The sequence below is a fragment of the Roseovarius azorensis genome, from assembly GCF_900109455.1.
GTDB classification, from domain to species: Bacteria; Pseudomonadota; Alphaproteobacteria; order Rhodobacterales; family Rhodobacteraceae; genus Roseovarius; species Roseovarius azorensis.
This window is the reverse complement of the sequence record NZ_FOAG01000003.1, coordinates 25342-49903: the sequence shown is the minus strand read 5'-3', so window position 1 is coordinate 49903 and position 24562 is coordinate 25342. Positions and strand designations below refer to the sequence as shown.

At 67.0% G+C, this 24562-nt stretch carries 19 protein-coding genes; 7 read left to right on the top strand and 12 right to left on the bottom strand.

From position 1 onward, the window contains the following. The 6 genes from BSG08_RS05710 to BSG08_RS05685 all read right to left on the bottom strand — a co-directional run bounded on the left by BSG08_RS05710 (position 1) and on the right by BSG08_RS05685 (position 13068). Positions 1–3738 carry a translocation/assembly module TamB domain-containing protein gene (locus BSG08_RS05710; protein WP_093033472.1) on the bottom strand — a complete coding sequence of 1246 codons (3738 nt, stop codon included), beginning with the start codon at positions 3736–3738 and terminating at the stop codon, positions 1–3. After that, positions 3738–5465, bottom strand: coding sequence for an autotransporter assembly complex protein TamA (locus BSG08_RS05705; RefSeq protein ID WP_245770605.1), 1728 nt, complete (start codon positions 5463–5465; stop codon positions 3738–3740). Before BSG08_RS05705 ends, BSG08_RS05710 begins: the two co-directional genes overlap by 1 nt. A gap of 188 nt (positions 5466–5653) precedes the next feature. Then, a complete protein-coding gene (locus BSG08_RS05700; protein ID WP_093033466.1) occupies positions 5654–8755 on the bottom strand; it encodes an efflux RND transporter permease subunit in 3102 nt (1033 codons plus the stop codon). Then, positions 8752–9864, bottom strand: a complete 1113-nt coding sequence (locus tag BSG08_RS05695; RefSeq protein ID WP_093033463.1) for an efflux RND transporter periplasmic adaptor subunit — start codon at positions 9862–9864, stop codon at positions 8752–8754. The genes BSG08_RS05700 and BSG08_RS05695 overlap by 4 nt, the downstream gene beginning before the upstream one ends. A 129-nt stretch (positions 9865–9993) precedes the next feature. Continuing rightward, entirely contained in the window at positions 9994–12495 is a 2502-nt protein-coding gene (locus tag BSG08_RS05690) for a hybrid sensor histidine kinase/response regulator (protein WP_245770604.1), read from the bottom strand. A gap of 60 nt (positions 12496–12555) precedes the next feature. Continuing rightward, the gene (locus BSG08_RS05685) at positions 12556–13068 is read right to left on the bottom strand and encodes a putative pterin-binding protein (RefSeq protein WP_175544703.1); all 513 of its coding nucleotides are present in this window, start codon (positions 13066–13068) and stop codon (positions 12556–12558) included. A 192-nt stretch (positions 13069–13260) separates the two neighbouring features. Here BSG08_RS05685 and BSG08_RS05680 point away from each other — a divergent pair, with 192 nt between their 5' ends. Further along, positions 13261–13866, top strand: coding sequence for a response regulator transcription factor (locus BSG08_RS05680; RefSeq protein WP_093034249.1), 606 nt, complete (start codon positions 13261–13263; stop codon positions 13864–13866). Positions 13867–14158: 292 nt separating this feature from the next. Here the strand turns inward: BSG08_RS05680 and BSG08_RS05675 are convergent, their stop codons facing one another. From BSG08_RS05675 to BSG08_RS05665, 3 genes are read right to left on the bottom strand one after another with little or no spacing between them, the layout of a single operon-like run. After that, positions 14159–15220, bottom strand: a complete 1062-nt coding sequence (locus BSG08_RS05675) for a methyltetrahydrofolate cobalamin methyltransferase (RefSeq protein ID WP_093034246.1) — start codon at positions 15218–15220, stop codon at positions 14159–14161. A gap of 10 nt (positions 15221–15230) precedes the next feature. After that, the gene (locus tag BSG08_RS05670) at positions 15231–16154 is read right to left on the bottom strand and encodes a methylenetetrahydrofolate reductase (protein ID WP_093033453.1); all 924 of its coding nucleotides are present in this window, start codon (positions 16152–16154) and stop codon (positions 15231–15233) included. 30 nt (positions 16155–16184) lie between these two features. Continuing rightward, on the bottom strand, positions 16185–16481 hold the full coding sequence (locus BSG08_RS05665; protein WP_093033450.1) for a virulence factor: 297 nt from the start codon (positions 16479–16481) through the stop codon (positions 16185–16187). A 237-nt stretch (positions 16482–16718) separates the two neighbouring features. Between BSG08_RS05665 and BSG08_RS05655 the strand changes: the two genes are divergently transcribed. Together BSG08_RS05655 and BSG08_RS05650 are read left to right on the top strand one after the other, a co-directional pair. After that, positions 16719–17831, top strand: coding sequence for a Ppx/GppA phosphatase family protein (locus tag BSG08_RS05655; protein WP_093033444.1), 1113 nt, complete (start codon positions 16719–16721; stop codon positions 17829–17831). After that, the gene (locus BSG08_RS05650) at positions 17831–18547 is read left to right on the top strand and encodes an RlmE family RNA methyltransferase (protein WP_093034243.1); all 717 of its coding nucleotides are present in this window, start codon (positions 17831–17833) and stop codon (positions 18545–18547) included. Before BSG08_RS05655 ends, BSG08_RS05650 begins: the two co-directional genes overlap by 1 nt. 2 nt (positions 18548–18549) lie before the next feature. Here the strand turns inward: BSG08_RS05650 and BSG08_RS05645 are convergent, their stop codons facing one another. Then, the gene (locus tag BSG08_RS05645) at positions 18550–18759 is read right to left on the bottom strand and encodes a hypothetical protein (RefSeq protein ID WP_093033441.1); all 210 of its coding nucleotides are present in this window, start codon (positions 18757–18759) and stop codon (positions 18550–18552) included. A gap of 238 nt (positions 18760–18997) precedes the next feature. Here BSG08_RS05645 and BSG08_RS05640 point away from each other — a divergent pair, with 238 nt between their 5' ends. Genes BSG08_RS05640 through BSG08_RS05625 form a run of 4 tightly spaced genes read left to right on the top strand, consistent with a single transcriptional unit; the run spans position 18998 to position 22833 of the window. Continuing rightward, positions 18998–19861, top strand: a complete 864-nt coding sequence (locus BSG08_RS05640; protein WP_093033438.1) for an FAD binding domain-containing protein — start codon at positions 18998–19000, stop codon at positions 19859–19861. After that, positions 19858–20337, top strand: coding sequence for a (2Fe-2S)-binding protein (locus BSG08_RS05635; protein ID WP_093033435.1), 480 nt, complete (start codon positions 19858–19860; stop codon positions 20335–20337). Before BSG08_RS05640 ends, BSG08_RS05635 begins: the two co-directional genes overlap by 4 nt. Continuing rightward, positions 20337–22586 carry a xanthine dehydrogenase family protein molybdopterin-binding subunit gene (locus tag BSG08_RS05630; protein WP_093033432.1) on the top strand — a complete coding sequence of 750 codons (2250 nt, stop codon included), beginning with the start codon at positions 20337–20339 and terminating at the stop codon, positions 22584–22586. Before BSG08_RS05635 ends, BSG08_RS05630 begins: the two co-directional genes overlap by 1 nt. Before the next feature lies 1 nt (position 22587). Beyond that, positions 22588–22833, top strand: a complete 246-nt coding sequence (locus BSG08_RS05625; protein WP_093033429.1) for a MoaD/ThiS family protein — start codon at positions 22588–22590, stop codon at positions 22831–22833. 261 nt (positions 22834–23094) lie between these two features. Here BSG08_RS05625 and BSG08_RS05620 read toward each other — a convergent pair whose 3' ends face one another. After that, positions 23095–23631, bottom strand: a complete 537-nt coding sequence (locus BSG08_RS05620; protein ID WP_093033426.1) for an isochorismatase family protein — start codon at positions 23629–23631, stop codon at positions 23095–23097. A 92-nt stretch (positions 23632–23723) separates the two neighbouring features. Continuing rightward, positions 23724–24551 carry a glycosyltransferase gene (locus tag BSG08_RS05615; protein ID WP_093033423.1) on the bottom strand — a complete coding sequence of 276 codons (828 nt, stop codon included), beginning with the start codon at positions 24549–24551 and terminating at the stop codon, positions 23724–23726. Between the last annotated feature and the right edge of the window lie 11 nt (positions 24552–24562).

The window sequence follows — 24562 nt, the reverse complement described above, 5'->3', positions numbered from 1 at the left end:
TCAGTAATCCTTTTCGAAGAATATGCCGATGCCCGAGGAGCCGTCATTCGAGGCGGAGCCCTTGGCGGTCACGGATCCCGTCAGGTCGAGGTTGAGATTGATCTGTTGCCGTCCGGCGCTGTCGGCGGTGATTTCGGTATAGACCCGGTCCGAGATGTAGCCGCCAGCGCTGACCTCGGTATCGCCTTCCTCGGTCTGGGTGACGTCAAGGTCGCTCAGCCCCACGGCGCCGCGCAGTCGGCCCACGATGTCGTTGTCGCTGTTGCCCGAGAGCGTGGCCACGGCAGAGGCCAGCTGTGCCGCCTGAAAGGCCGATATGTTGTCCAGCCCGCGTCCGAAGATGAGGCGCGCGATCACCTCTTCCTCGGGCAGGAACGGGTCGGAGGTAAAGGTGATTTCGGGGGCGCTGGCCAGCCCTTCGATGATCACCTGCACGGTGATGTCGCCGGTTTGGGTCTCGGCCACGAAACGCAGGTAGGGATCGAGCGAGCCCTGCATGGTCACCCGCCCCTGGGTCAGGTCGAGCCGTGTGCCGAGGATGTCGAAACGGCCACGGATCAGTTCGAAAAACCCGTCGGGGGCGACGGCATCGGTGGTGCCCGCGATCCTGAGCCGCCCGCCGAGTTCGGCGTCGAGGCCGCGACCGCGCACGAAGATGCGGTTGGGCGCGCTGATAAAGAGATCGAGGCCGAAGGGGCGGGTCTGGCCGCCGGTCTCGGTGACGATCAGGCCTGCGCGCTGGCGGGTGGCGCGAACCTCGGGGGGTTCGTTGACATGGCGAAGGTCGGGCAGGGTCACGCTGGCGGGACCGAGGCCGGAGGGGATGCGGATATTGGTCTCGCCAAGGGTGATCGCGCCGCCGATGCGCGCGCCGCCCGCAAGCGGGCCGGAGAGCGTGACATCGCCGTTGGCGGTGGTGGTGTAGATCAGCTGATCGCTGAGCACGAGGCCCGACAGCCCGACGGCGAGATCGCCGTTGAAACCGGGTGTCAGGTTGACCGGGCCGGTGATGCGGATCTGTCCGCCATCGCGCATGCGGGCGGTGAAATCGGTCTGGGCGCGGCTCTGCCCGAGGGTGGCGGTGCCGCTGAGGTCGTCAACCGCGAGGCCGGTGGCGGGCAGGGCGATGCGGGTGCCGGTGGTGGTGAGCGTGCCCGAGAGCGCGCCGAGCGAGGGCGCACCGTTGAGGCGCAGGTCGTATTGCGCGGTGCCCTGCAGGGCGTTGGGGGTGATGAAGGTGTTGGCGAGCGCAAGCGGCAGCGCGCCGGTTGCGGCCATATCGAGCCGCTGGCCGTGGTCGATGACATCGCCCGTGAGGCGCGCGGTGGTGCCGCCGGGGCCGTCGGCGGCGAGATCGAGGGTGATCTGGCGTGCCTCGGGGCCAAGCAGCGTGGCGCGGCCGGTGGCCGTGACCGGCCCGGAAAACTCGGGCGCGAAGAGGCCCAGATTGGCAAGCCGCGCGGTGATGTCGAGCGGTGCGCCGGGGGTCGCGCTGCGGGCGGTGAGGCTGAGTTGCGGGGTGTCGAGGGTGAGGCGCTCGATCTGGATATTCTCGGGGGTGCGCCCGGCGCTGGCCGCGAGATTGAGGCGGCCCGCGATCAGGCGGTCGAGATCGGGGATGCCGGTGGCGAGGTTCTCGCCCTTGAGCGTCGTGGTGACGGAAAAGCTCTGGCCCTGCGCCTCGGCGCTGCCTTCGAGGTCGAGATCGAGCGTGCCGCGCAGGGTCTGGCCGGAGAGGGCGTTGAAGCGGGAAAGATCGCTGAAGGCAGCGGTGAGGCTGCCCGAGGCGGGGACGCCGGGGGTCTCGGGCGAGAGCGTGCCGGTGGCCTGGATGCGCGCGCCCATCAGGCTGGCGTCAAGGCCGGTCAGGGTCAGGTCGCCGCCCGATGTCCAGGCGATGTTGGTGCTGACTTCGGCGGGGCCGTCGAGGCGTCGGTCGCTGAGCGCCAGATCGGTCAGCCGCGCGGCTATGGTGAGCGCGCCGCTCTGGCTGTTGAGGCGTCCCGATGCGGTGGCGTTGAAGGTGTCGTTGGCGATCAGCAGGCGGTCGAGATCGGTCCCGGTGGTGTCGCGCCGCGCCGCCAGCGAGAGCCTGCCGGGGCTGGCGATGAGCGGGTCAAGTTGCGCGATGCCGAGCGCCAGGCCGTCGGTTTCGGCGTCGAGGGTGAGGGTGAAATCGCCCCCCAGAAGGCGACCCGACCCGGCGATGGTGGCGCGGGCCGCGCCCGCCATCTCTTGCCCGGCGAGGGCGGCGAAGCGGGTGAGATCCGGTGCCTCGACGGTGAAGGCGCCGGAGACGGGAAAGCCCTCGGTCAGGGCCGCGATCCGGCCGTTGCCCGAGAGACGGGCACCGTCGGCGGTCAGTTGCAGGCCGAGCAGGTGAAGGGGCTTGTTCTCGGTCCAGTCGATGCTGGCGTGGCCCGACAGCGCCGTGCCTGCGGCCTGCGCCAGGGCCGGATCGCTGAGCCGGAGGCCGGTAAGGTCGAATTCGGTCAGCGCGGTGATGCCGCGCGGCGGGTTGCGGCGGATTGCGCCGCGCGCCGAGAGGGTGCCGCGGGCGATGCCGAGGTCGGCCTGTTCGAGGCGGTCAAGGGCGATGCGCGCGCGCCAGCGGTCGCCGCGCGCGGCGTCGAAACGCGCATCGAGATCGGCCCGCAGGAGGCGCGTGGGCTGGCCGGAGAGCGGCAGGCGCACAGGCGTCTGGCCATCGCCCACCTGTCCCGTGAGGGCAAAGCCGGTGGGCCAGCCGGCGGCGTCGAGCGAGAGCGTGCCGCCGAGGTTCAACTGTGCCGCCGACAGGGTGAATTCGCTGATGTCGAGCGCGCCATCGGCGCGGCGCAGGCCGGTCAGCGCCAGTTGGCTGTCGGGGCCGAAGAAGGGCCGGTACTCGGGGGCGAAGAGCGGTGTCAGATCGCCGCTCAGATTGGCGGTAAAGCGGTTGCCGGGGGTTTCGGGCGGACCCTCGGCGCGGATCGTGACCGCGCCGGTCAGGCGTGGTTCGCCGTCCGAGGCAAGGCGGATGTCGGCGGCGTAGTCCGAGAGCGGGGCCTCGCCCATGACGCTGAGTTCGAGCGCGGGGCGGTCGGGCAGGTTGAGCAGCGTGGCGGCGATGCCGCCCGCGTCCTCGCGCAGCGACAGGTCGAGGGCGAGAACGCGGGTCTCATTGGCGAAGGCCGCATCGAGGATCAGTTCGCCGCGTCCGTCGAGGCGGGTCACGTCGATCCGTGCCGCCCCTTCGCCCGAACCGAGCGAAAGGCGGCCCAGGAGGCGCAGCGCCACCTCCTCGCCCAGGATCGGCGCGCCGAGGGTCAGGGTGTCGGCGCTGATCTCGCCGATATCGACCGACACGGGCAGGTCGGGCAGGGAAAAGGGTTTCGCCTCGGCCATTTCGGGAGAAAGCGTTTCCTCGGTCTGCGGCAGGCGGGGCAGGTCGATTTCGCGTGCACTCAGGCGGTTGACCTCGATCCGGCCGCGCAGAAGCGCCGAGCGGGTCCAGTCGAGCGTGACCTCGCGCAGGGTGATCCAGACGCCGCTGTCATCGGCGATGGTCATCTCGTCAAGGCTGGCCTGCGAGGAGAGCGCGCCGCGAAATCCGGTGATGCGGACCTCGCGTCCGGCGGCGGAGAGATTATCCTCGATCAGGCGCTGGAGCAGGCCGCGATCCTCGGCCTCGGTCTGCGACGAGAGGGGGGCCGCGAGGCCGGCGAGCAACAGGGATATGACGATGAGGCGCCGCATCAGAACGCCTGTCCGATGCCGATGTAGAGTTCGAAATTCGTGCCCGCATCGCCATCGAGCGGTGTCGCGATATCCACCCGGATCGGGCCGACGCCGGTAAAGTAGCGCGCGCCGATTCCGGCACCGCTGTGCCAGCGCCCGCGCCCGTCGCCAAGCGCCTCTTCGCCGACAAAGCCGGTATCGACAAAGCCCACCGCCTGCACCTTGTCGTTGATCCCGGCGCGCAACTCGCCGGAAAAGCCCATGAAGGAACGCCCGCCCACGGTGATGCCGGGGGCGAGATCGACGCCGAGCGACTGATAACGCTGGCCGCGCACCGTGCCCGCGCCGCCGGAATAGAACAGCATGTCGGCGGGCACATCGGTGAGGCTGCCGCCCGCGACCGACCCGAGTTGCGCGCGCCCGGCCAGAACGAAGCGGTTGCCTTGTCCGAGACCGAAGTAACTGCGGACATCGGTGTAGAGCCGGGTGCCGCCGCTGCCGCCCTGATCGAGACCCGCGAAGGGTGTCAGGCTGAGATCGATATAAACCCCCTTGCGCGCGTCGAGCGGATCGTCGCGCCTGTCCCATGTGGCGCGCAGTGGAAACAGCAGGTGCTGCAACTGGCGCGAGCCGAGATCGTCGTCGATATCGGAATAACGATAGGTGATCCCGGCCTCGGCGGTCAGTTCGCGGGAAAAGACATGCGTGAGGCCGCCGCCGATCTCGGCCTTGCGCTCGCGGTAATCGGGTTCGTCGTTGTCCTCGATCCGGGCAAGCAGGAAAAGCCCGGTGTCGGGGGTAAAGGTGGCGGGCCTGTCGTAGCGCAGGCCAAGGCGGTAATCCTCGCCGCCCGAATCGCCGCCTATCCCGCCGACAAGCGCGTCGATGCGCAGCCGTTCGGCCCCGCCCAGCAGGTTGCGGTGCAGCCAGAAGCCCGAGAGCGTCACCCCTTCGAGCGAGGAGAGTTCCGCGCCCGCGCCGACGCGGCGGCGCTTGGCGTCGGTGACGCGGGTGGCGATGTCGAGCGTGCCGTCGGGATTGGGGGTCTCGGCCTCGGTCATCACGACAGAGCGGAAGGCGCCGCTGCGGCGCAGGCGGTTGGCGGCGTCGTCGAGTTTGTCGGGCGAGAACACCCTGCCGGTGGGCAGCCCGGCGATGGCGCGGATCCGCGAGGGGCGCACGCGGCTGGGGCGACCGGTGTCCTCGATTTCGAGCGCGCCAAAGCGCAGGCGCGGGCCGGGGGCGAGGCGGATGTCGGCATCGAGCGTGCGGCGCGCGTGGTCGGCGACGATGGTCTGGTCGGCCACCAGCGCCTTGGCGTGGCCGGTGGCGCGCCAGGCGGCGATGCCGGTGCGGGTGGCCTCGCCGATCAGCGTGCCCTTGGCCAGCTGGCCGGGGGCGAATTTCTCGGGCAGTTCGGTGCCGGGCGGCAGGGGGGCGACGCGGGCGGTGGAAAAGAAGAACCCGGCGCGGCGTTCGACTGTGATGTCGATGCGGTCGATCCGGTCGGGGGCGCGCAGGGGCGGGATGCTTGCCGCCTCCTGTCCGTTGACGCGGATGCGGATGGTGCCGCCGTAATATCCCTCGGCGTAGAGCACGCCGATGAGGCGGGAATAATCGGCCTGTGCGGCGGCCAGCAAATCCTGTGCGGTGGTGCCCTCCTGCGCGGCGGTGGAGAGGGTGAGCGAGGCGCTGCGCAGCCGTTCGGTAAAACCGCCGGGCGCTTGCGGTGCGTTGAATGTCACCTCTGCCGCAGCCGCCGGGGAACCGCCAAGGACGCCGGCAGCGACTGCGGCGAAAAGGGAGGATCTGAAAAATGATTCCGCCACGGGTGGCCTACTCCAATACACTTTGGAATTTATCGCATCGGCGCGCCGGTAATGCCACCCGCAGGCGGCAGAAATTTCAAAAAGCGCGGCAGATCGGCGAAAGCTCACTCAGCCGGTTGCGCATTGCCGTTCAGCTCGGCCTCGAGCGCCTTTTCGATGGCGCCGCGCGGCCGGGTGAACCGCGCCATGAGGTCGTAAAGGACGGGTGTGACAAAAAGCATGAGCGTGGTGGCCATGCCAAGCCCGGCGATGATCACCGTGCCCACGGCGATGCGGCTCTCGGCCCCGGCGCCGGAGGCCAGCACCAGCGGCAGCGCGCCGAGGATGGTGGAAATCGCCGTCATCATGATCGGGCGCAGGCGCAGCACCGAGGCCTCGATCACCGCGTCGCGCACGCTCATGCCCTCGTCGCGCAACTGGTTAGCGAATTCTACGATCAGGATGCCGTTCTTGGAGATCAGTCCGATCAGCAGGATGATCCCGATCTGGCTGTAGACATTCAGCGACAGGCCGCCGAGCGCCATGGCATAGATCGCCCCGGCAATCCCGGTGGGCACGGTCAGCATGATCACCATCGGGTGGATGAAGCTCTCGAATTGGGCGGCGAGGACCAGGTAGACGATGATCAGCGCCAGCACAAAGACCACGCCGACCCCGCCCGAGGTGTCGATGTAGGTGCGCGACTGGCCGTCATAGCCGAGTTTCGCCTCGGGCGGCAGGATCTCGGCCGCGATCTGCTGAAGTTCGGTCAGCACGTTGCCCAGTTCGGCATCCGGGGCGAGTGCGCCCGAGAGCTTGATCGAGGGCAGCCGGTCGAAGCGTTGCAGCGAGGGCGCGGCGGCGTTCTCGCGCAGGGTGACGAGCGCGCCCAAGGGCACCAGCGTTTCGCCGTCGCCCGCGCGCAGAAAGATGTTTTCGATATCGGTGGGGGTGCGGCGGTCGCTGTCTTCGGCCTGGACGAGAACCGGGTATTCGCGGCCCCGGCTGACAAAGGTCGTGACCTCGCGCGAGGCGAGCATGGTTTGCAGGGTGCTGGCGATCACATCGGCCGAGATGCCCAGGTCGTCGGCGCGGGCGCGGTCGATCTCGATATCGAGCTGCGGCAGGTTCTGTTCGAAATTGATCTCGGGATTGACCAGGCCCCCGACCGATTCGGCGCGGGCGAGAAAGGCGGTGGCCCATTCCTTGACGCTCTCGAAATCGGGGCCGCCGATCACCACCTGAACCGGCGTCGAGCTGCCGCGCAGTCCGAGGCCCGCCGGGGTCACGGGAAAGCCGCGCGCGATGGTGACCTTGTCCATCTGGGGAGCGATTTCGGCCACGATGGCAGAGACGGGACGCTCGCGTTCCTCCCACGGGGCGAGGCGGAAAACGACGAAGGAGCGCCAGGCGCGCCCGCCCCAGCCGGTAAAGCTGAACACGGTTTCGATCTCGCCGGATGTCTGCAACGGGACGAGGATCTCCTCGACCTGACGCGCGGCCATGTCGGAATGCGCCACGGTCGAGCCCTGCGGGGCGGTGAGCGGCACGAAGCCCACGCCGCGATCCTCGCGCGGGGCCAGTTCGCGCGGCAGGCTGTCGTAGAACAGCGCCGCCCCCGCTGTCGCCACCAGCGTAACGGTCAGTACGACCAGAGGCATGCCTATCGCGCGGGTGAGTGCCGCGCGATAGGCGCGCTGGACCAGCGGTGCCGGGTGGGGCGTGTGGGGGGCTACCCCGGCGCGGGGTTTTCGCGCGCTCAGCACCTTGGAGGCGAGCGCGGGGCAGGCGGTCAGCGCGACGAAGGTGGAGATTGCCACGGTGCCGGCCATGACCCAGCCGAATTCGACAAAGAGTCGCCCGACCTGACCGGGCATGAACGAGAGCGGCACGAAAACGGCGATCAGCGTGAGCGAGGTGGCGATGACGGCGAATGTCACCTGCCGCGCGCCCTTGAGGCTGGCGACGAGGGGTGTTTCGCCGTTCTCGATCCGGCGCTGGATGTTTTCCAGCACGACGATGGCGTCATCCACCACCAGCCCGATGGCCAGCAGCAGCGCCAGAAGCGTCAGCGTGTTGAGCGAAAAGCCCCAGATGCCGATCAGCAGGAAGGTGCCGATCAGCGAGACCGGGATGGTGATGGCCGGAATGAGCGTGGCGCGCGCGGAGCGCAGGAAGAGCAGGATGACCGAGACGACGAGGCCCAGCGAGATGAAGAGCGCGATCACCACCTCGCGGATCGAGGCGCCGACGAAGAGCGCGTCGTCGGAGCCGACGATGATCTGCATGCCTTGCGGCAGGGTGGGTTGCAGTGCCGCGATCTCGGCGCGCACGGCCTTGGAGATGGCGAGCGTGTTGGACTGGCTCTGGCGCAGCACCCAGACACCGACCGCATCCTTGCCATTGGTGCGCACGATGGTGCTGTCGTCGGCCACGCCGGGTGCGATGCGCGCCACATCGCCCAGGCGCACCGGATAGCCCGCCACCCGGTCGAGCACGACATCGCGGAAATCCTCGATGCTGCGCAGGCGGCTGTTGAGGCGCACCGAAAGCTGCCGGTTGTAGGATTCGATTTCGCCGGCGGGCAGTTCGATGTTGTTGCGCCGCAGGGCGGCCTCGACGTCGGCGACGGTCAGGTTGCGCGCGGCGAGGGCGCGGCGGTCGATCCAGATGCGCACCGCAAAGGGCCGGGATCCGGCGATGTCGATATTGGCGACGCCATCCAGCGTGGCGATCCGGTCGACCAGAAAGCGGTCGAGGTAATCGGTGATCTCGGCGGTGGTCATCCGGTCGGAGGTGACCGCGAGGCGCATCACCGGGTCGGCGTCGGCGTCGCTCTTGACGACCTGCGGTTCGTCCGCTTCTTCGGGAAGATCGCCGCGCACCCGGCCCACGGCGTCGCGCACGTCATTGGCGGCGACGTCGATATCGGTGCCGCTGTCGAATTCGATGGTGACGCGAGAGCGGCCCTGACGGCTCTCGGAGCTGATGGTGCGGATGCCGGAGATCGAGGCGATCGCACCTTCGATGGTTTCGGTCAGGTCGGTGTCGATCACCTCTGGTGCGGCACCGCGATAGGTGGTGCTGACGGTGACCACGGCGTTATCGACATCGGGCAGTTCGCGCACCGAGATTTCACGCAGGGCGGTGATGCCGAAGATCACGATCAGCAGGCTGGCCACGGCGGCGAGAACCGGGCGCCGGACCGAGATGTCGGACAGGGTCATGTGGGCGCCTCGGGCGCAGTCTGGTCGGCGTCGGCGGTGGCGTCACGATCGCTGTGCAGGATGGTGATCGGGCTGCCGTCGCGCACCCGTTGCAGGCCGCGCACCAGCACCTCTTCGCCCGGCTGAAGCCCCGAGAGGATCGCGATCATGCCGTCCTTGCGTTGCCCGGTGGTGACGATGCGGCGCCGGGCGATGCCGTCCTCGGGCACGAAAACATAGGTCTCGGCGGCCTGAAAGATGATTGCCTCTTCGGGGACGGTGAGACGTTCGTGTTCGGCCAGCACGAGGGTCAGCGACAGGAACATGCCCGCGGGCAGCGTGCTGTCGGGGTTGGGGATGAGCGCGCGCACCCGAAAGGCGCGGCTGACCGGGTCGATCCGGCTGTCGACCGCCGCGATCGCCCCGGTGAATGCGCGGTCGGGAAAGGCGGCGCTGCGCGCGGTGAGGTTCTGGCCGGTGGAGACCTGCGCGAAGACGGTTTCCGGCAGGGCAAACTCGACCTCGACCTCGCTGAGATCGTCGAGCCGGGTGAGAACCTGGCCTTCGGTGACGCGGGCGCCCGGATCGTAGTTGGTCAGCCCGACAACGCCGCTGAAAGGGGCTGTGATCTCGCGGTCCTCGAGTCTGCGCAGCGCGCGATCGCGGTCGGCGATGGCCTCTGCGAGGCGGGCCACGGCCTCTTGTTCGGTGGCCTGTGACACGGCGTTGGTCTGGCGCAACTGGCGGATGCGTTCGACGGTCTGCTGCTGTTCGGTCAGGACCGCCTCGGCCTCGGCCAGGTCGGCGCGCTGGATGGTGTCGTCGAGCCGGGCGAGCACATCGCCCTCGGCCACCCTGCTGCCGGTCCTGATGCGCGATTCCACGAGGCGGCCGTCGGTTTCCGGCACGATCTCGATCGAGCGCCGGGCGCGGGTGGTGCCGACGGCCTCGATGGTCTGTTGCAGCAGACGGCGTTCGACGCGGGCGGTCTCGACCGAAACCGGCCGCGCCCCGCCTGCGGGGGCCTCGGCCTGGGGTTGCGGAGCCAGATGGGTCTGGTAGACCTCGAAGCCGCCATAGGCCAGCCCGGCGAGCAGGACGATCAGCAGCATTTGTTTCCAGACTGACATGAATTCCTGTGTCCTGCGGTTCGAAGGCTGTCCTGAAGCGGTAGTGTATTCCCGGCACAAGCTATAGTAAGCCCCGCGAAAGGCAACTCTTCGTGACTTTAACTTCTGTTCGCGAGTCCGGTTTTCGGGTCAGGCCGCGTGGTGTCGGGCGTCGATCTGCGCCAGTGTTTTTTCCATGAGACCGGGCAGGTCTTGCAGAAGATCTTGTGCCGTCCCGCGATCATCTGCCCGCAGGGCGGTCTCGGCGCGGCTGAGCAGACGGTGCAGTGCCAGCGCGCCGGTGGTCGCCGCACTGCCCGCAAAGGCGTGCAGCCGGTCGCTCAGGGCGCCGGGCGGTGCCTGCCAGAGCCGGTCGAGGTCGGCGAGCAGGGCCGATCCCTCGGTGGCGAACTGGTCCAGCAATTGCGTGATGCGGGCGGGCGGAAGGCTCTCACTCAGCTGGCTCAGAACGCTTGCGTCCACGCAGGTCGCGGCGGGTTGCGGCGGGGCGTCCGGGCCGGTGTGGGCGAGAATCGCGCGCAGCGTCTCGCGGCGCAGCGGCTTGGTCTCGACACCGTCGAGGTATCCGCCGCGCAGGGCGGTCTCGATGTCGGGGCTGCAATGCGCGGTCAGGGCGATGATGCGCGTCCGGGCGGAGGGGCCGGAGCCCGCGCGAATCCGGCGCACGGCCTCGAGCCCGCCCATCCGGGGCATGTTGATGTCCATGAGGATGAGGTCATGGCGCGCCTCGGCGGCATGGGCCACGCCCTCGATGCCGTCGCTGGCGAGGCGGACGCGGTGGCCGTCCTCGCGCAGCATGGCTTCGAGAACGACACGGCTGTTGGCGTTGTCCTCGACCACGAGGACATCGAGGGGAGCGCAGGGCCGCGCGGCGGTTTCCGTCATGGTCACGGCGGGCAGCGGGATGCGCACCCAGAACAGGCTGCCTTCGCCCTTGACGCTTTCGGCGCCGACCGACCCGCCCATCAGGGTGACCAGTTCGCGGACGATCCCGAGACCAAGGCCGGTGCCCTCGGGTCGATCGCTTTCGGGATCGTCGAGGCGCACGAAATCCTCGAACATCTGCGGCATATCCTCGGGGTTGATGCCGATGCCGGTGTCGCAGATCTGGAATTCGACCATGTCGGGGCCATCGCCGGACGGATCGGTGCGATCCGCGATGATCGTGATCTCGCCGTCGCGGGTGAATTTTATGGCGTTCGAGACGAGGTTGAGGAGAACCTGATAGACGCGGGTCCTGTCGCCCCGGACCCGGTTCAGGTCCGGGGCGGAGCACACCAGCCTGAGCTGGTTGTTGCGCGCCTGCGCGGCGGCCTTCTGGGTCTCTGCCAGTTCCCGCAGCATCCGGTCGAGATCGAATTCCGCCATGCGCAGGACCAGTTGGCCGGTCTCTGCCTGGGCCATGTCGAGCGCATCGGTGATCTGGGTCAGCAGCAACTGACCCGAGGATTTCATCACATTGGCATAGCGCGCCTGATCCGGCGTCAGGCGGGTTTCGCCGAGCAGGTCGAGCGCGCCGAGCAGGCCGGACAGCGGGGTGCGCATCTCGTGGCTGATCACGCTGAGAAACCGCGCCCTGGCACGTTCGCCGCTGAGCGCGCGGTCGCGGGCGGCGGCGATCTCGGCTTCGGCGGCGAGGCGGTCGGAAATGTCTCGGATAAAGCAGATGCACACCGTGGTCGCGCCGCTCCGGGCGATGGCGGTCGAGATCTCGGCGCAGAATTCATCGCCCTGCGTGTTGCGCACCATGAGGTTGGCGCAGCGGCTGGGTCCGTTTGCGCAGCAGGCGATCAGTCGCTCGCCGGTGAGTGGCACCAGATTTCCGTCGGCTTCGCGCCGATGCAGGAAATCGCCGACACGGACGTGCCTCGGCGCGTCTGACGGGATCGCAAACATCCGGTTGGCGACGACGTTGCGGTCGCGGATGATGCCATCCGGACCGACCACCAGAACCGCGTCCTGCGAGGTGTTGAGAATCGTGGCGAGACGGCGCGATGTCTCGCGGTTCTCCTCGGCGCGGCGCCGATGTTCGGTATAGAGCCGCCAGACGAACAGCAGCAGCATGAGCAGGGCGGTCACCATGGCCAGGCTGAGCACCGTCAGCACCACGATCTGCGAAGTGAGTTCGCTGCGTTCGGCATCGGAACGGCGCGCATCGACGGTGAGTGCCCGAGAGGCGATGCGGTGAACCGCAGGCGACATATCCGTGGCCCGCTGCATCAGCGTCGCCCGTTCGCTGAAGAGCCGTGCATTGGAGTTGTCGATGACGGGTACCATCGCGTTCAGCGTCGCGACGATCAGGCTGATGTCGGCCATGACGTCAACGGTCGAGAGAACCTCGCGGTAGACCTGCCCGTCATGCAGCAGCGTCGCGCGGCTGTAGAGCACGTCGAAGCGGCGGCGCAGCGTGTCAAGCAGGGCGGCGTCGGGGCGGTCGAGGCGTTCGATCGTGGCGATGAAGTTGAGCTGATCCACCTCGAGGCGCGAGATCGTCCACTGGATATTGTCCTGATTGGCTGTGCCGTATTCCCCGAGCCGGGTGAAGACCTGGGTGATCACCACCGCCGTGGCCAGCATGCAGCTGATCGCGAAAACGCTCAGCGCGCCCGCTTGCAGTTGTCCGTTTGCCAACAGGGTCCGCGGCCTTGGCCAGGGCATTTCGGTTACTTTCAGAAGAAGATCCGCACCAGTCTAGCGCTTTACGGTGATGTGGTCGAGTTGCCAGATGCTGCGCGAAAAGACAGTCTGTGTCCGGTTGGCCGCGTCGCCGTCGTAGTTGTAGACCAGCCAGAGCGGGCCGTAATCGCGCAGGCTCATCGGCCTGTCGTTGCGTTCGTAGGCGATCATCGGTGCGTCGGTGCGGATTTCGCTCATCGGGATGGTGATGCGGTAGTCGTTGGCGGCGCTCAGCACGATCTCGCGCCCCTCCAGCCCGTAATGGTCGAGCAGCGCCCGGAGCGGCACGCCGGTGAATTTCTGCACCCCGCTGGTCCAGATCGTCGTGGTGTTGAAAGTGAGCCGGGGCAGGTCGCGGATCTGATCTTCGGTCAGGGTGATCGCCCCCGTCTGGTCGTTGCGCGGCATGTCGTAGGTGATCGTCATGATCACGCAGAACGCATCATCTGCGGTCGCGGCCATGGATGGCCGGGCCAGGGCCGCAAGGGCAGCGGCCAGAAATCCGGAGGTCAGTGCGCGTCTGTACATGGATATCCTGCGGGTGACTCTCTGCAACTTTACGTATTTTCCGGCAGAATCCATACCCCTATACAGGCGAATAGCGTTTATGCAGGTTTCGTGAGGCTGATCCTGCGCTCTGATCATGTGATTGCCACAGCCGGGATCACATGCTAATCAGGTGCTTTGTTTTGCTGGATGATGCTGGTGAAGTCCGAAATTATGAACCGAATCCTGTTGGTTGATGACCACGATCTGGTCCGGGAAACGCTTGCGGATTTCCTGCGCGCGAACGGGCGGTTCACGGTGGATAGTTGCAGCAGGTTCAGCACCGCGCTGAAGCTCTGTGAACGCGGCGGCGTGTTCGATCTGGTGCTGCTGGATTATCTGATGCCGGGCATGGACGGGTTGTCAGGACTGGCGGCGATGCGGACGCGGGCCGGGTGCCCGGTGGCGATCCTGTCAGGCACGGCGCCGCCGGATGTGGCGCGGCGGGCGCTGCGCGCGGGCGCGGCGGGATTTTTGCCCAAGACGCTACGGCCGGAATCGCTGATTGCCGCCGTCCGGCACATGCTGGCGGGCGAGATATATACGCCGCTCGATTTCCTGAGCGATGCCGGGGATGAGGCGCACCAGATCCGCCTGACCCCGCGCGAGACCGATGTTCTGGTCGGGATTTCCGAGGGCAAGTCCAACAAGGAAATCGCCCGAGACCTCGATATCCAGGAGGTCACGGTCAAGCTGCACCTCAAGACGATGTCGCGAAAGCTGGGGGCAAGGAACCGCACCCACGCGGCCATGCTGGCGCGCGATATCGGGCTGGCGTGAGAGGGGCGCTGCTTGGAGGCTGAGAGGGGAGCCGTGCGGTCGCTGGGCCGGGGACTGGCGAAGCAACGGTTGTAGCTGCCGCTTTATGCCAGCAAAGCCCGTATAACCTCCAAGCGTAGCACTACGCCTCAAAATCGCCAGGCCGCGGGACGGCCCGGCGATCGCGCGGCGGCGCGTTCCGCGCCTTTGCTCCGCGCGTTGGTGCCAGACACAAATTTCATGTCAGGCAGAAACGATCCCCAAACCAAAAAGCCCCGCCTTTCGGCGGGGCTTTGCAGGTTCACGTCAACGTTTACGCCCTGCGACGGCTGCGGCTGCCCGCGCGGCCGCCGGCGCGGACCTCGTCACCGGGTTTGGGCGGAGCCTTGTTGAACTTGATCCAGTTGCCGCCGTGGGGGTCGTTGTTGGTCAGGAAATTGGCGGCCATGATCGCCTCCATCTCCTTGCCGGCGCGGGGTTTGGTGCTGCCGAGGCCGAAGATCTGGCAGAAGGTCTCGTCGTCCATGTCGTCGGGCAGGATCAGGCCGGTGGCGGCGACCTCGGCCTTTTTCGCCTCGATTTCGGACTGTTTCACCGGCAGGGCGATGGGATTCATGATGGCGGATGTCATGCCCGCGCCCATCGCCATGGGCAGGAAGGCGTTGTTGATGCCGTGCCGGTTGGGCAGGCCGAACGAGATGTTGGAGGCGCCGCAGGTGGTGTTGACGCCCAGTTCCTCGCGCAGGCGGCGCACGAGGGTAAAGACCTGAAGCCCGGCGGTGGCCATGGCGCCGACGGGCATGACGAGGGGGTCAACCACGATGTCATGCGCGGGGATGCCGAAATCGGCGGCGCGCCGGACGATCTTTTTCGCCACGGCGAAACGCACGTCGGGATCCTCGGAAATGCCGGTGTCGTCGTTCGAAATGGCCACGACCGGCACGTTGTACTTCTTGACCAGCGGCAGGACGTATTCGAGGCGGTCCTCTTCGCCCGTCACCGAGTTGAGCAGCGGGCGGCCATGCGCGGCCTTCAGCCCCGCCTCAAGTGCCGCGGGAACCGAGCTGTCGATGCAGAGCGGCAGATCGACGAGGCCCTGCACCAGCTCGATCATTTTCGTCATCAGCGGCGGTTCGGTCTCGTTCGGGTTGGGGTTGGAGTTGTAGACCACGCCCGCGTTGATATCGAGCACGGTCGCGCCTGCGGCGGCCTGAGCTATGGCATCGGATTCGACGGTCGAGAAATCGCCCGCCTCAAGCTCGGCGGCGAGTTTCTTGCGCCCCGTGGGATTGATACGTTCGCCGATGACGCAGAACGGCTGGTCAAAGCCGATGATGGCGGTTTTGGTTTTGCTCTCGACGATTGTGCGGGTCATGGTCGGTCCTTCAGGATGCGTTTGCAGGGGTGGCGGCGCCGCCGCCATTGGCGATGGCCCATTCGGCATTGGTCTTGATTCCGCCCAGCGGGAAGAAATGGACATGCTCGATGTTGAAGTCGGGATTGGCGGCCTTGTGCGCGGCAAGCTCAGTCAACACCTCGGTCGGCTCGTAGGGCAGCAGCAGCTTGGTCACGTCCATGGCGCGCTTTTGCAGCACCTTGAGCGAGGGACCGACGCCGCAGGCGATGGCGAACTTGATGAGGGTCTGCAGTTTCGCGGGACCGGCGATGCCGATATGGATGGGCAGGGTGATGCCCGCATCGCGCAGGCTGTCGGCCCATTTGATGATCGGCTTGGCCTCGAAGGCGAATTGCGTGGCAAGCGCCATTTTGGCGTCGGTGGTTTCCGAGAATTTCTGTTTCCAGCGCAGCGCGTCCTCGACGTTCTTCATGCTGCCGTCCGGGTCGATGTCCCGGTTGCCCTCGGGGTGACCGGCGACGTGCAGCCGCTTGAAGCCCGCGCGGTCGAATTCGCCGGATTCGAGCAGTTGCATGGATGAGTGGAATTCACCATGCGGCTGCGTGACGCCGCCCGCGAGCAGGAGTGCCTGATCGACGCCCGCCTCGCCCTGATAGCGGGCGATCCAGTCGGCCAGCGTGGCGCGGTCCCGGATGATGCGGGCCGGGAAATGCGGCATCACGGGATAGCCGTCGCGCGCCAGACGGGCGGCGGTGGCGACCATGTCCTCGATCGGGGTGCCCTCGATATGGGCGATGTAGACGCGGGTGCCCTCGGGCAGCAGGTCGCGGAAATTCTCGACCTTTTCGGCGGTGCGCGGCATCACCTCGATGGAGTAACCTTCAAGGAAGGCCTCGAGCTGGGCATTGGCGGGGGTGAATTTTTCACGCTTTCTGAAGTTCAACAAAGCCATAGCGGCCTCCCATAGCGATCCGGGGCGCATTCATGCCCAGCCATTATTGGCAATCAGGGCCTTGATGCGCTCCTGATCATACTCTGCATCGAGCCGGGCCGCCTCGGATTGGGCGACGGCGTCGGGCTCGCCTTCGACGGGGTAGGGATCGGCCTTGCGCCACTCGGCGAGGTAGGCATCGGTGCCTGCCGCGCCGGTTTTCATCGCCGCGCGGTCGATCGCCTGCTCGAACCGTTCGGGCAGCTGCACCTTGCTGCCGCGACGGCCCTTGCCGACGATGACCTGGGCGGGGATGTCCCGCCAGTAGACGATGGTGACGTCAACCATGGATGATTCCTTTTCCTTCGTGGCTTCTACCTAATGCAGGCGATGCCCTGGCAAGGGCACGATTTCGACAGAACGGATGCGTCATGCGACCTGCGCAGCATAGCCGGAGCCTGCGGACAACACGACAGGGGGTGGATGCGAAAATTATTCATCATCGTTATCGAGCGCTCGCAAGGCTTGCGCGGTCAGGCCAATGACATTACTCTGGCCTCAACTTGAAATGGAGGGCGTTTTGCTATGGCGCCCAAGCGTCCCGAAAGTGCGGGCGCGATCCCGAAACCGGTTGAGAGCCCCGCACTGAGCCTGCCGGATCAGGGTCCGCTATATGCGGCGCTGGATCTGGGAACAAACAGTTGCCGGATGCTGATTGCCCAGCCCAGGGGCAGTCAGTTCAAGGTCGTGGACAGCTTTTCGAAGTCGGTGCAGTTGGGAGCGGGGCTGGAAGGCTCGGGCCAGCTGTCGCGGGCGGCGATATTCCGTACCATCCAGGCGCTCCGGGTCTGCAAGCAGAAACTCAAGCGGCACCGGGTCGAGCGGATGCGTCTGGTGGCGACAGAGGCGTGCCGGCGCGCCAGCAATGGCGTGGAGTTCATGGCGCGGGTCGAGCGCGAGACCGGGCTGCGGCTGGATATCATCGCGCCGCAGGAAGAGGCGCAGCTGGCGGTGGTCTCCTGCGCGCCGCTGGTCAATCCGCGCACCGATCAGTTGCTGGTGGTGGATATCGGCGGCGGTTCGACGGAGCTGGTGTGGATCGACCTGACGGCGGTGCCGCATCATGCGCGGCGGCGCGCGATCATGCGGATGCACCTGGGGTTTCACAGTTGCGAGGAGGGTTTGCCCCCGGCGCGGGTGGTGGACTGGATCAGCGTGCCGCTGGGGGTGGCGACGCTGCGTGACCAGTTCCGCGATGTGGCGGATGACGCGGCGCGGTTCGCGCTGATGAGCTGGTTCTTCGAGGAGAACCTGGCGGAATTCGCGCCCTACAAGGACGAGCAGAAGCGTGAGGGGTTCCAGATCGTGGGCACCAGCGGCACGGTCACGACCGTCGCGGCCAGTCATCTGGGGCTGAAGCGCTATGACCGCAACAAGGTGGACGGGCTGACCATGACCAGTGACGAGATCGACCGGGTGATCCGTAGTTATCTGGCGCTTGGTCCCGTCGGGCGCCGGCGCGATCCGCGCATTGGACAGGACCGGCAGGCGCTGATCATGTCGGGGGCGGCGATCTTGCAGGCGCTGCTGCGGTGCTGGCCCACGGATCGTCTGTCGGTGGCGGATCGCGGTCTGCGCGAAGGGATGCTCTATGCGCAGATGGCGGCGGATGGTGTATTGACGGATGGGGTTGCATGATGGCCAAGGGACCGGATGGCAGGAATACATCGGGGCGCGGACAGCGCGATCTGACCGTCAAGGTCAAGACCGCGCGCGGGCGCAGGTCGTCCTCGACGCGGTGGTTGCAGCGTCAGCTCAACGATCCCTATGTCAAGCGCGCGCAGGCCGAGGGCTACCGCGGGCGTGCGGCGTTCAAGATCATGGAGCTGGATGACAAGTTCCGCTTTCTGGTGCCGGGCGCGCGGGTGGTCGATCTGGGCTGTGCGCCGGGCGGCTGGTGTCAGGTGGCGGCGGCGCGGGTGAATGCGCTGGGCGACAGGCCGGGCAAGGCCGTGGGGCGCATTCTGGGCGTCGATCTGCAGGAGGTGGAGCCGATCCCCGGCTGCGAGATTCATCAACTGGATTTCATGGAGGATGACGCCGACGAAAAGGTCAGGGAGTGGCTGGGCGGCAAGGCGGATGTGGTGATGTCGGATATGGCGGCGGCGAGTTCGGGCCACAAGCAGACCGATCACCTGCGTATCATCGCGCTGTGCGAGGCGGCGGCGAACCTGGCGTTCGACGTGTTGGAAGTGGGCGGCACATTCGTGTCCAAGGTGCTGGCGGGCGGGGCCGAGGGCGAATTGCAGAAGTTGCTGAAACAGCGGTTCGAGAAGGTGGCCAATGTCAAGCCGCCGGCGTCGCGCTCGGACAGTTCGGAGAAGTTCGTGGTCGCCACCGGCTTTCGCGGCTGAGGTCAGAGCCGGGCGCCGGTCGCATCGGCGCGGGTCAGGGAGCGGGCGGCCATGACGGCGAAATGCGACAGGTCGGCCGGGTCGGGTGTTGCGGTGCGGGCGATCCGCCGGTTGACCGATTGCGCCATGCCGCGCTGGCGGATCAGTTCGAACAGGAGCGCATGCCGGGGCTGTGGCGTCTGGCGCTCGGGCGGATCGGCGGGGTCGGTCATGCTGTGGCTCTGCGGTTTCGTGACGGGGGATGACCGAGAGAGTGTGCCGGGGAAATGCGGCGGTTTTGGTGCCCGGATGGTGCGGTGATGTGGCATTTTTCAAGCCGCGCCGGGCTGCGGCGACCGGGCGGCATCAAGCGGTTTGCGTCCCGCCGCGAGTTGCGGGATAGTCGGGGCGAAGAGGGGCCTGAGTCTGCCAATGGCGCGCGGGGCCCGTTACAGGGAAAGGACAGCCGGAATGCGATACGAGGCACCACAGAGCATCGACGATGCCGTCAGGCTGCTGGCGGCAGGGGCAGGCGCGCATGTGTTGGCGGGCGGCACCGACCTGCTGGTCAAGCTGCGCGCCGAGATGGTCGAGCCGGAGGTGATCGTCGATATCAAGCGGATCGCCGGGATGAAGGAAATCACCGCCGAGGGTGGCGGTTGGCGCATCGGCGCGGCGGTTTCGGGCGCCGAGATGAGCGAACATGCGGGGCTTGCGGCCTCCTGGCCGGGGGTGGTCGAGGCGGCGGCGTTGATCGGTTCGACTCAGGTGCAGGGACGGGCCACGCTGGCGGGCAATCTGTGCAATGCCTCGCCTGCGGCGGATTCCGTGCCGGCGATGGTGGCGGCGGGTGCCGTGGCGCGGATCGCGGGCCCCAAGGGCATGCGCGATCTGGCCGTCATCGACGTGCCCAAAAGCCCCGGCAAGACGGCGCTGGAACCGGGCGAGTTCATCGCCTCGGTGTTCCTGCCCGCGCGGGGGGAGCGGTCGGGCGACGCCTATCTGCGGTTCATCCCGCGCACCGAGATGGATATTGCCGTGGTCGGCTGTGGCGTGGCGCTGAGCCTCGATGCGGGCGGCAAGGTTTCGGCGGCGCGGGTGGCACTGGGCGCGGTCGGGCCAAAGGTGATTCTGGTCGAGGCGGCGGCAGAGACGATCCGGGGCCGGACGCTGGACGAGGCGGCGCTGGCCGATCTGGCGGCGGCCTGTTCGGCGGCGGCCACGCCGATTGACGACAAGCGCGGCACGGTCGATTTCCGCCGCCATGTGTCGGGCGTTCTGGCCCGCCGCGCGGCGGTGATCGCAGAGGCGCGCGCGAAAGGAGAGAAGGCATGAGCCGGATACATGTGACGACGACGATCAACGGCGACGAAACCGATTTCCTCTGCGATGCCGAGGACACGCTGCTGGATGTGCTGCGCGACCGGCTGGGCCTCACCGGCACCAAGGAGGGCTGCGGCACCGGCGATTGCGGCGCCTGCTCGGTTCTGGTGGACGGGCGGCTGGTCTGTTCCTGCCTGATGCTGGGGGCCGAGGCCGAGGGCCGCGAGGTGGCCACCATCGAGGGCATGGCAAGGGGCGATCAGTTGCACCCGTTGCAGCAGAAATTCATCGAGATGGCGGCGCTGCAATGCGGCATCTGCACGCCGGGGATTCTGGTGGCAGCCAAGTCGCTGCTGGAGCGCAACCCGGATCCGAGCGAGGAAGAGGTGCGTTACTGGCTGGCGGGCAATCTGTGCCGCTGCACCGGGTATGACAAGATCATCCGCGCCGTGATGGAAACGGCGGCGGATATGCGGAGGGCCTCATAATGGCATTGGATCAGACCGGCAAGACACGCGATTTCAAGGTTGTGGGCACGCGGCCCAACCGACCCGACGGGATCGACAAGGTGACCGGCCGCGCGCGGTTCGGGGCCGATATCGTGGCGCCTGGGATGCTGACCGGGCGCATTCTGCGCTCGCCCCACGCCCATGCGCGGATCCTGCGGATTGATGCGTCGAAGGCCGAGGCGCTGCCGGGCGTCAAGGCGGTGGTGACGCGCGCCGATTTCGGTGATGTGCCGGATCATGTGGCCGATATCATGGACAACTGCATGGCCGGGGCCAAGGCGCTTTATGACGGGCATGCGGTGGCTGCCGTGGCGGCGAATTCGGCGGCGGTGGCGCGCAAGGCGCTGCGGTTGATCGAGGTGGAATACGAGGTGCTGCCAAGTGTCACCGATGTGGATGCGGCGATGCGGCCCGGCGCGTCGGTGCTGCACGAGGGGCGGCAGCAGGAAACCGTGCCCGGCGGCATGTCGGGCAACGTGATTTCCCGCGTGGAATTCGGGCATGGCGATATAGAGGCGGGGCTGAAACGCGCCGACCGCGTGGTGACGCGCATCTATCGCACCGCCGCCACCCATCAGGGTTATATCGAGCCGCATGCCTGTCTGGCCACGATGGGACCGGACGGGCAGGCCGATCTGTGGGTCTGCACGCAGGGGCATTACATGGTGCGCAACACCTGTGCCGCCATTCTGGGGATGGAACAGGGGCAGTTGCGGGTGACCGCAAGCGAGATCGGCGGCGGGTTCGGCGGCAAGACGACCGTGTTTCTGGAACCCGTCGCGCTGATGCTGTCGAGAAAGGCGGGCCGTCCGGTCAAGATGGTGATGAGCCGGACCGAGGTGCTGCGCGCCACGGGGCCGACGGCATCCACCTCGATCGACGTGAAGATCGGGATGAGGAAGGACGGCAAGATCACCGCCGCCTTTGCCGAGTTGCGCTATCAGGGCGGGGCCTATCCGGGGTCGCCGGTCGATATGGGGTCGATGTCGGCCTTTGCGCCCTATGATCTGGAGAACGTGAAAACCGTCGGCTGGGACGTGGTGACGAACCGGCCCAAGGCCGCCGCCTATCGCGCGCCGGGCGCGCCGATGGCGGCCTTTGCGGTGGAGAGCGCGATTGACGAACTGGCCAAGGGGTTCGGTCTCGATCCGCTGGAGGTGCGGCTGATGAACGGTGCGGATAAGGGCACGCGGGCCTCTTATGGCCCGACCTATCCGGCGATCGGTCTCAAGGCGACGCTGGAGGCGGCCAGGGCGCATCCGCACTGGAAAGCACCTTTGGGTGAAAATCAGGGGCGGGGTGTGGCCTGTGGCTTCTGGTTCAATTTCGGCGGCGATACCTGTGTCAGCCTCAATGTGACGCCCGACGGCACGGTGAACGTGTCCGAGGGCAATCCCGATATCGGCGGGTCGCGCGCGTCGATGACGATGATGGCGGCGGAGGAACTGGGGATTCCCTATGATCAGGTGCGCACCATCATTGCCGATACCGGATCGCTGGGGCAGAACGAGGTGACCGATGGCAGCCGCGTGACCTTTGCCGTGGGGCTTGCGACGATTGAAGCCGCGCGCGCGGCCAAGCGCGAGATGTGCCGCCGTGCGGCGATGGTGTGGGGCATCGACGAGGACGCGGTCGAATGGGAGGACGGGGCGGCGCGCCCCGCCGGTCCCAACGCGGGAAAATTCCCGCCGATGACGTTAAAGGAGATCGCGGCGATTGCGTCCAACTCCGGCGGGCCGATTGCCGGGCATCACGAGGTCAACGCCGAGGGTGCGGGTGTCAGTTTCGCCACGCATATGGTGGATGTCGAGGTGGATCCCGATACCGGGGCCACCAGGATCCTGCGCTACACGGTGTTTCAGGACGCGGGCAAGGCGGTGCATCCGTCCTATGTCGAGGGGCAGTTTCAGGGCGGGGCGGTGCAGGGCATCGGCTGGGCGCTGAACGAGGAATACATCTATGACAAGGATGGCATCCTGCAGAATCCGGGGTTCCTCGATTACCGGATCCCGGTGGCCTCTGACCTGCCGATGATCGACACGGTGATCCTGGAAATTCCCAATCCGGGGCATCCCTACGGGGTGCGCGGGGTGGGTGAGACATCCATCGTGCCACCGCTCGCGGCGATCGCCAATGCGGTGTCGGCGGCGGCGGGCGTGCGTATGGTGCAACTGCCGATGTCGCCGCCGCGTATCCTGGCGGCCATGCAGGGGCGCGGGCGCGCCTGACATGGTCCGGGTGCGGCTCTGGGGTTCGCTGGCCGAGGGGGCGGAGGGGCAGCGCGAGGTCGAGATCGAGGCGGGCAACCTGCGCGAACTGCTCGACGGGCTGGGAGAGCGGTTTCCCGCCCTGCGGGCGGAACTGGAGCGCGGCGTGTCGGTGTCCATCGACGGGCGGGTCTACAATGACAGCTGGTTCACGCCAATCGGTCCCGAGAGCGAGGTGGTTCTGCTCAGGCGGCTGAAGGGGGGGTAGGTGTCGTGCGGGTGGGTCTGATGCGGACGTTGGCCAACGGCTGATGAGCCGCGCGGTCGCCGGGCCGGGGACTGGCGAAGCAACGACGGGAACTGCCGCTTTATGCGAGCAAAGTCCGTATGACTCCGAAGTGTTGCGCAACACCTCAAGATCGCCAGGCCGCCGGACGGCCCGGCGATCGCGCGGCGGCGCGTTCCGCGCCTTGATTCCGCGCGGGTGGCAGCATCAGGCCATCTGTGGCGCTGCCGCCCCCGTCCTGCCCTACTTGATCAGCGCCACGATCTCGCGGAAATCGGGGTGGTCCGCCGTGCCGAGCCATTCGAAGATCACCATTTCCGTGGTCACGATCCCCGCGCCGTGCCGTTCCATACGGGTCAGTGCGGTGTCGCGGTTGAGCGCCATACGCGACCCGATGGCGTCCGCCACCACCTGCACGCGGCGGCCCGCGTCGAGCAGGCCCAGAACGGTTTGCAGCACGCAGACATGCGCCTCGCAGCCGGTGACGACGATCTCGCGCCCGTCGTCGAGATGCCGGGCGACGGCATCGCTGCGGCAGGCGTCGAAGGTCATCTTGGCCAGCACCGTCTCGCCGGGTTGCGGGGCAAGGTCGGGCAGGGTGGCCCCGAGGCCGCGCGGGTTCTGTTCGGTATAGCTGATCGGCACCTGCAGGCGGCGCGCGGCGGTGATCAGGCGGCGGGCATTGCGCACAAGGGCGGGCCCGTCGGGGATGGCGGGCATCAGGCGGGCCTGAAAGTCGATCACCAGAAGGTGCGAGGCGGCGGGATCAAGCGTCAGCATGGCGGCAGGTTACGCGCGCCGCACCGGCTTGCCAAGCGCTGAGCGTGGGCCGGGTTCGGGCATGGTTCCGGACTGTGCCGTATGGGGTGGGGTCAGAGGCGGGTGAGACGCCATTCGTTGTGGGCGAAGCTGTAGCAGATCATGCGGCGCGCCGTCTTGCGCACACGAGCGCATTTCACGTAGGACCGATAGGCCAGCACGAGGATCCGCTCCCAGGTGAAGGGGCGGCGCCTGAGCGTGCGAAGCTCCTTGCGGTAGGCGCCAGGGATCTGTTGAGAAAGTTGATCAGGCTCAACGGTGAACGAACCGATATGCGTGTCGATGACATAAAGCGGGTGATGTTGCGCGAGCGAACGCCAGAGAAAATAATCTCCGGCGAGTCTGCATGTCCGGAGCCGATCCAGATCGAGATGCCGGTTGAAGTCGGTGCGCCACAAGGTGCTTTCCTGCTGCAACACCGTCAGCAGGGTGCCGTACATGCCGCAATCGAAGAACCGCTGGTGGAACGGATGCGGCACGCGGCAACCGACGATCTGGCGATCCGCGTTGCGCACAACCTCCTGCCCGGTGAGCCACTGGATTTGCGGGTATCGGGTCAGCACCTCGGTCACCACGGCAAACGCATGGGGGTCATAGGTTTCGCCTGCGGGCATATAGCCTGTCACGTCGCCGGTTGCCCGGGCAAGCCCCTTTGCCAGAGCGTCATACATGCCCTCGTCCGGCTCTGAGATCACGGAAAGGGCCGGGTTGTCATAGGCCCTGACGCGGGCAACCGTGTCATCGGTCGAGCCGCCATCGACGACAAGGCAGTTGAGACGCGCCGTTCCCGCCGCGAGGGCGGTCTGCGCGAGCAGGCTATCGATGGTCAGGTTGATCTTGGGTCCGGCGTTAAAGACCGGAATGATGATGGTGAAATCCATGATCTCTCAAT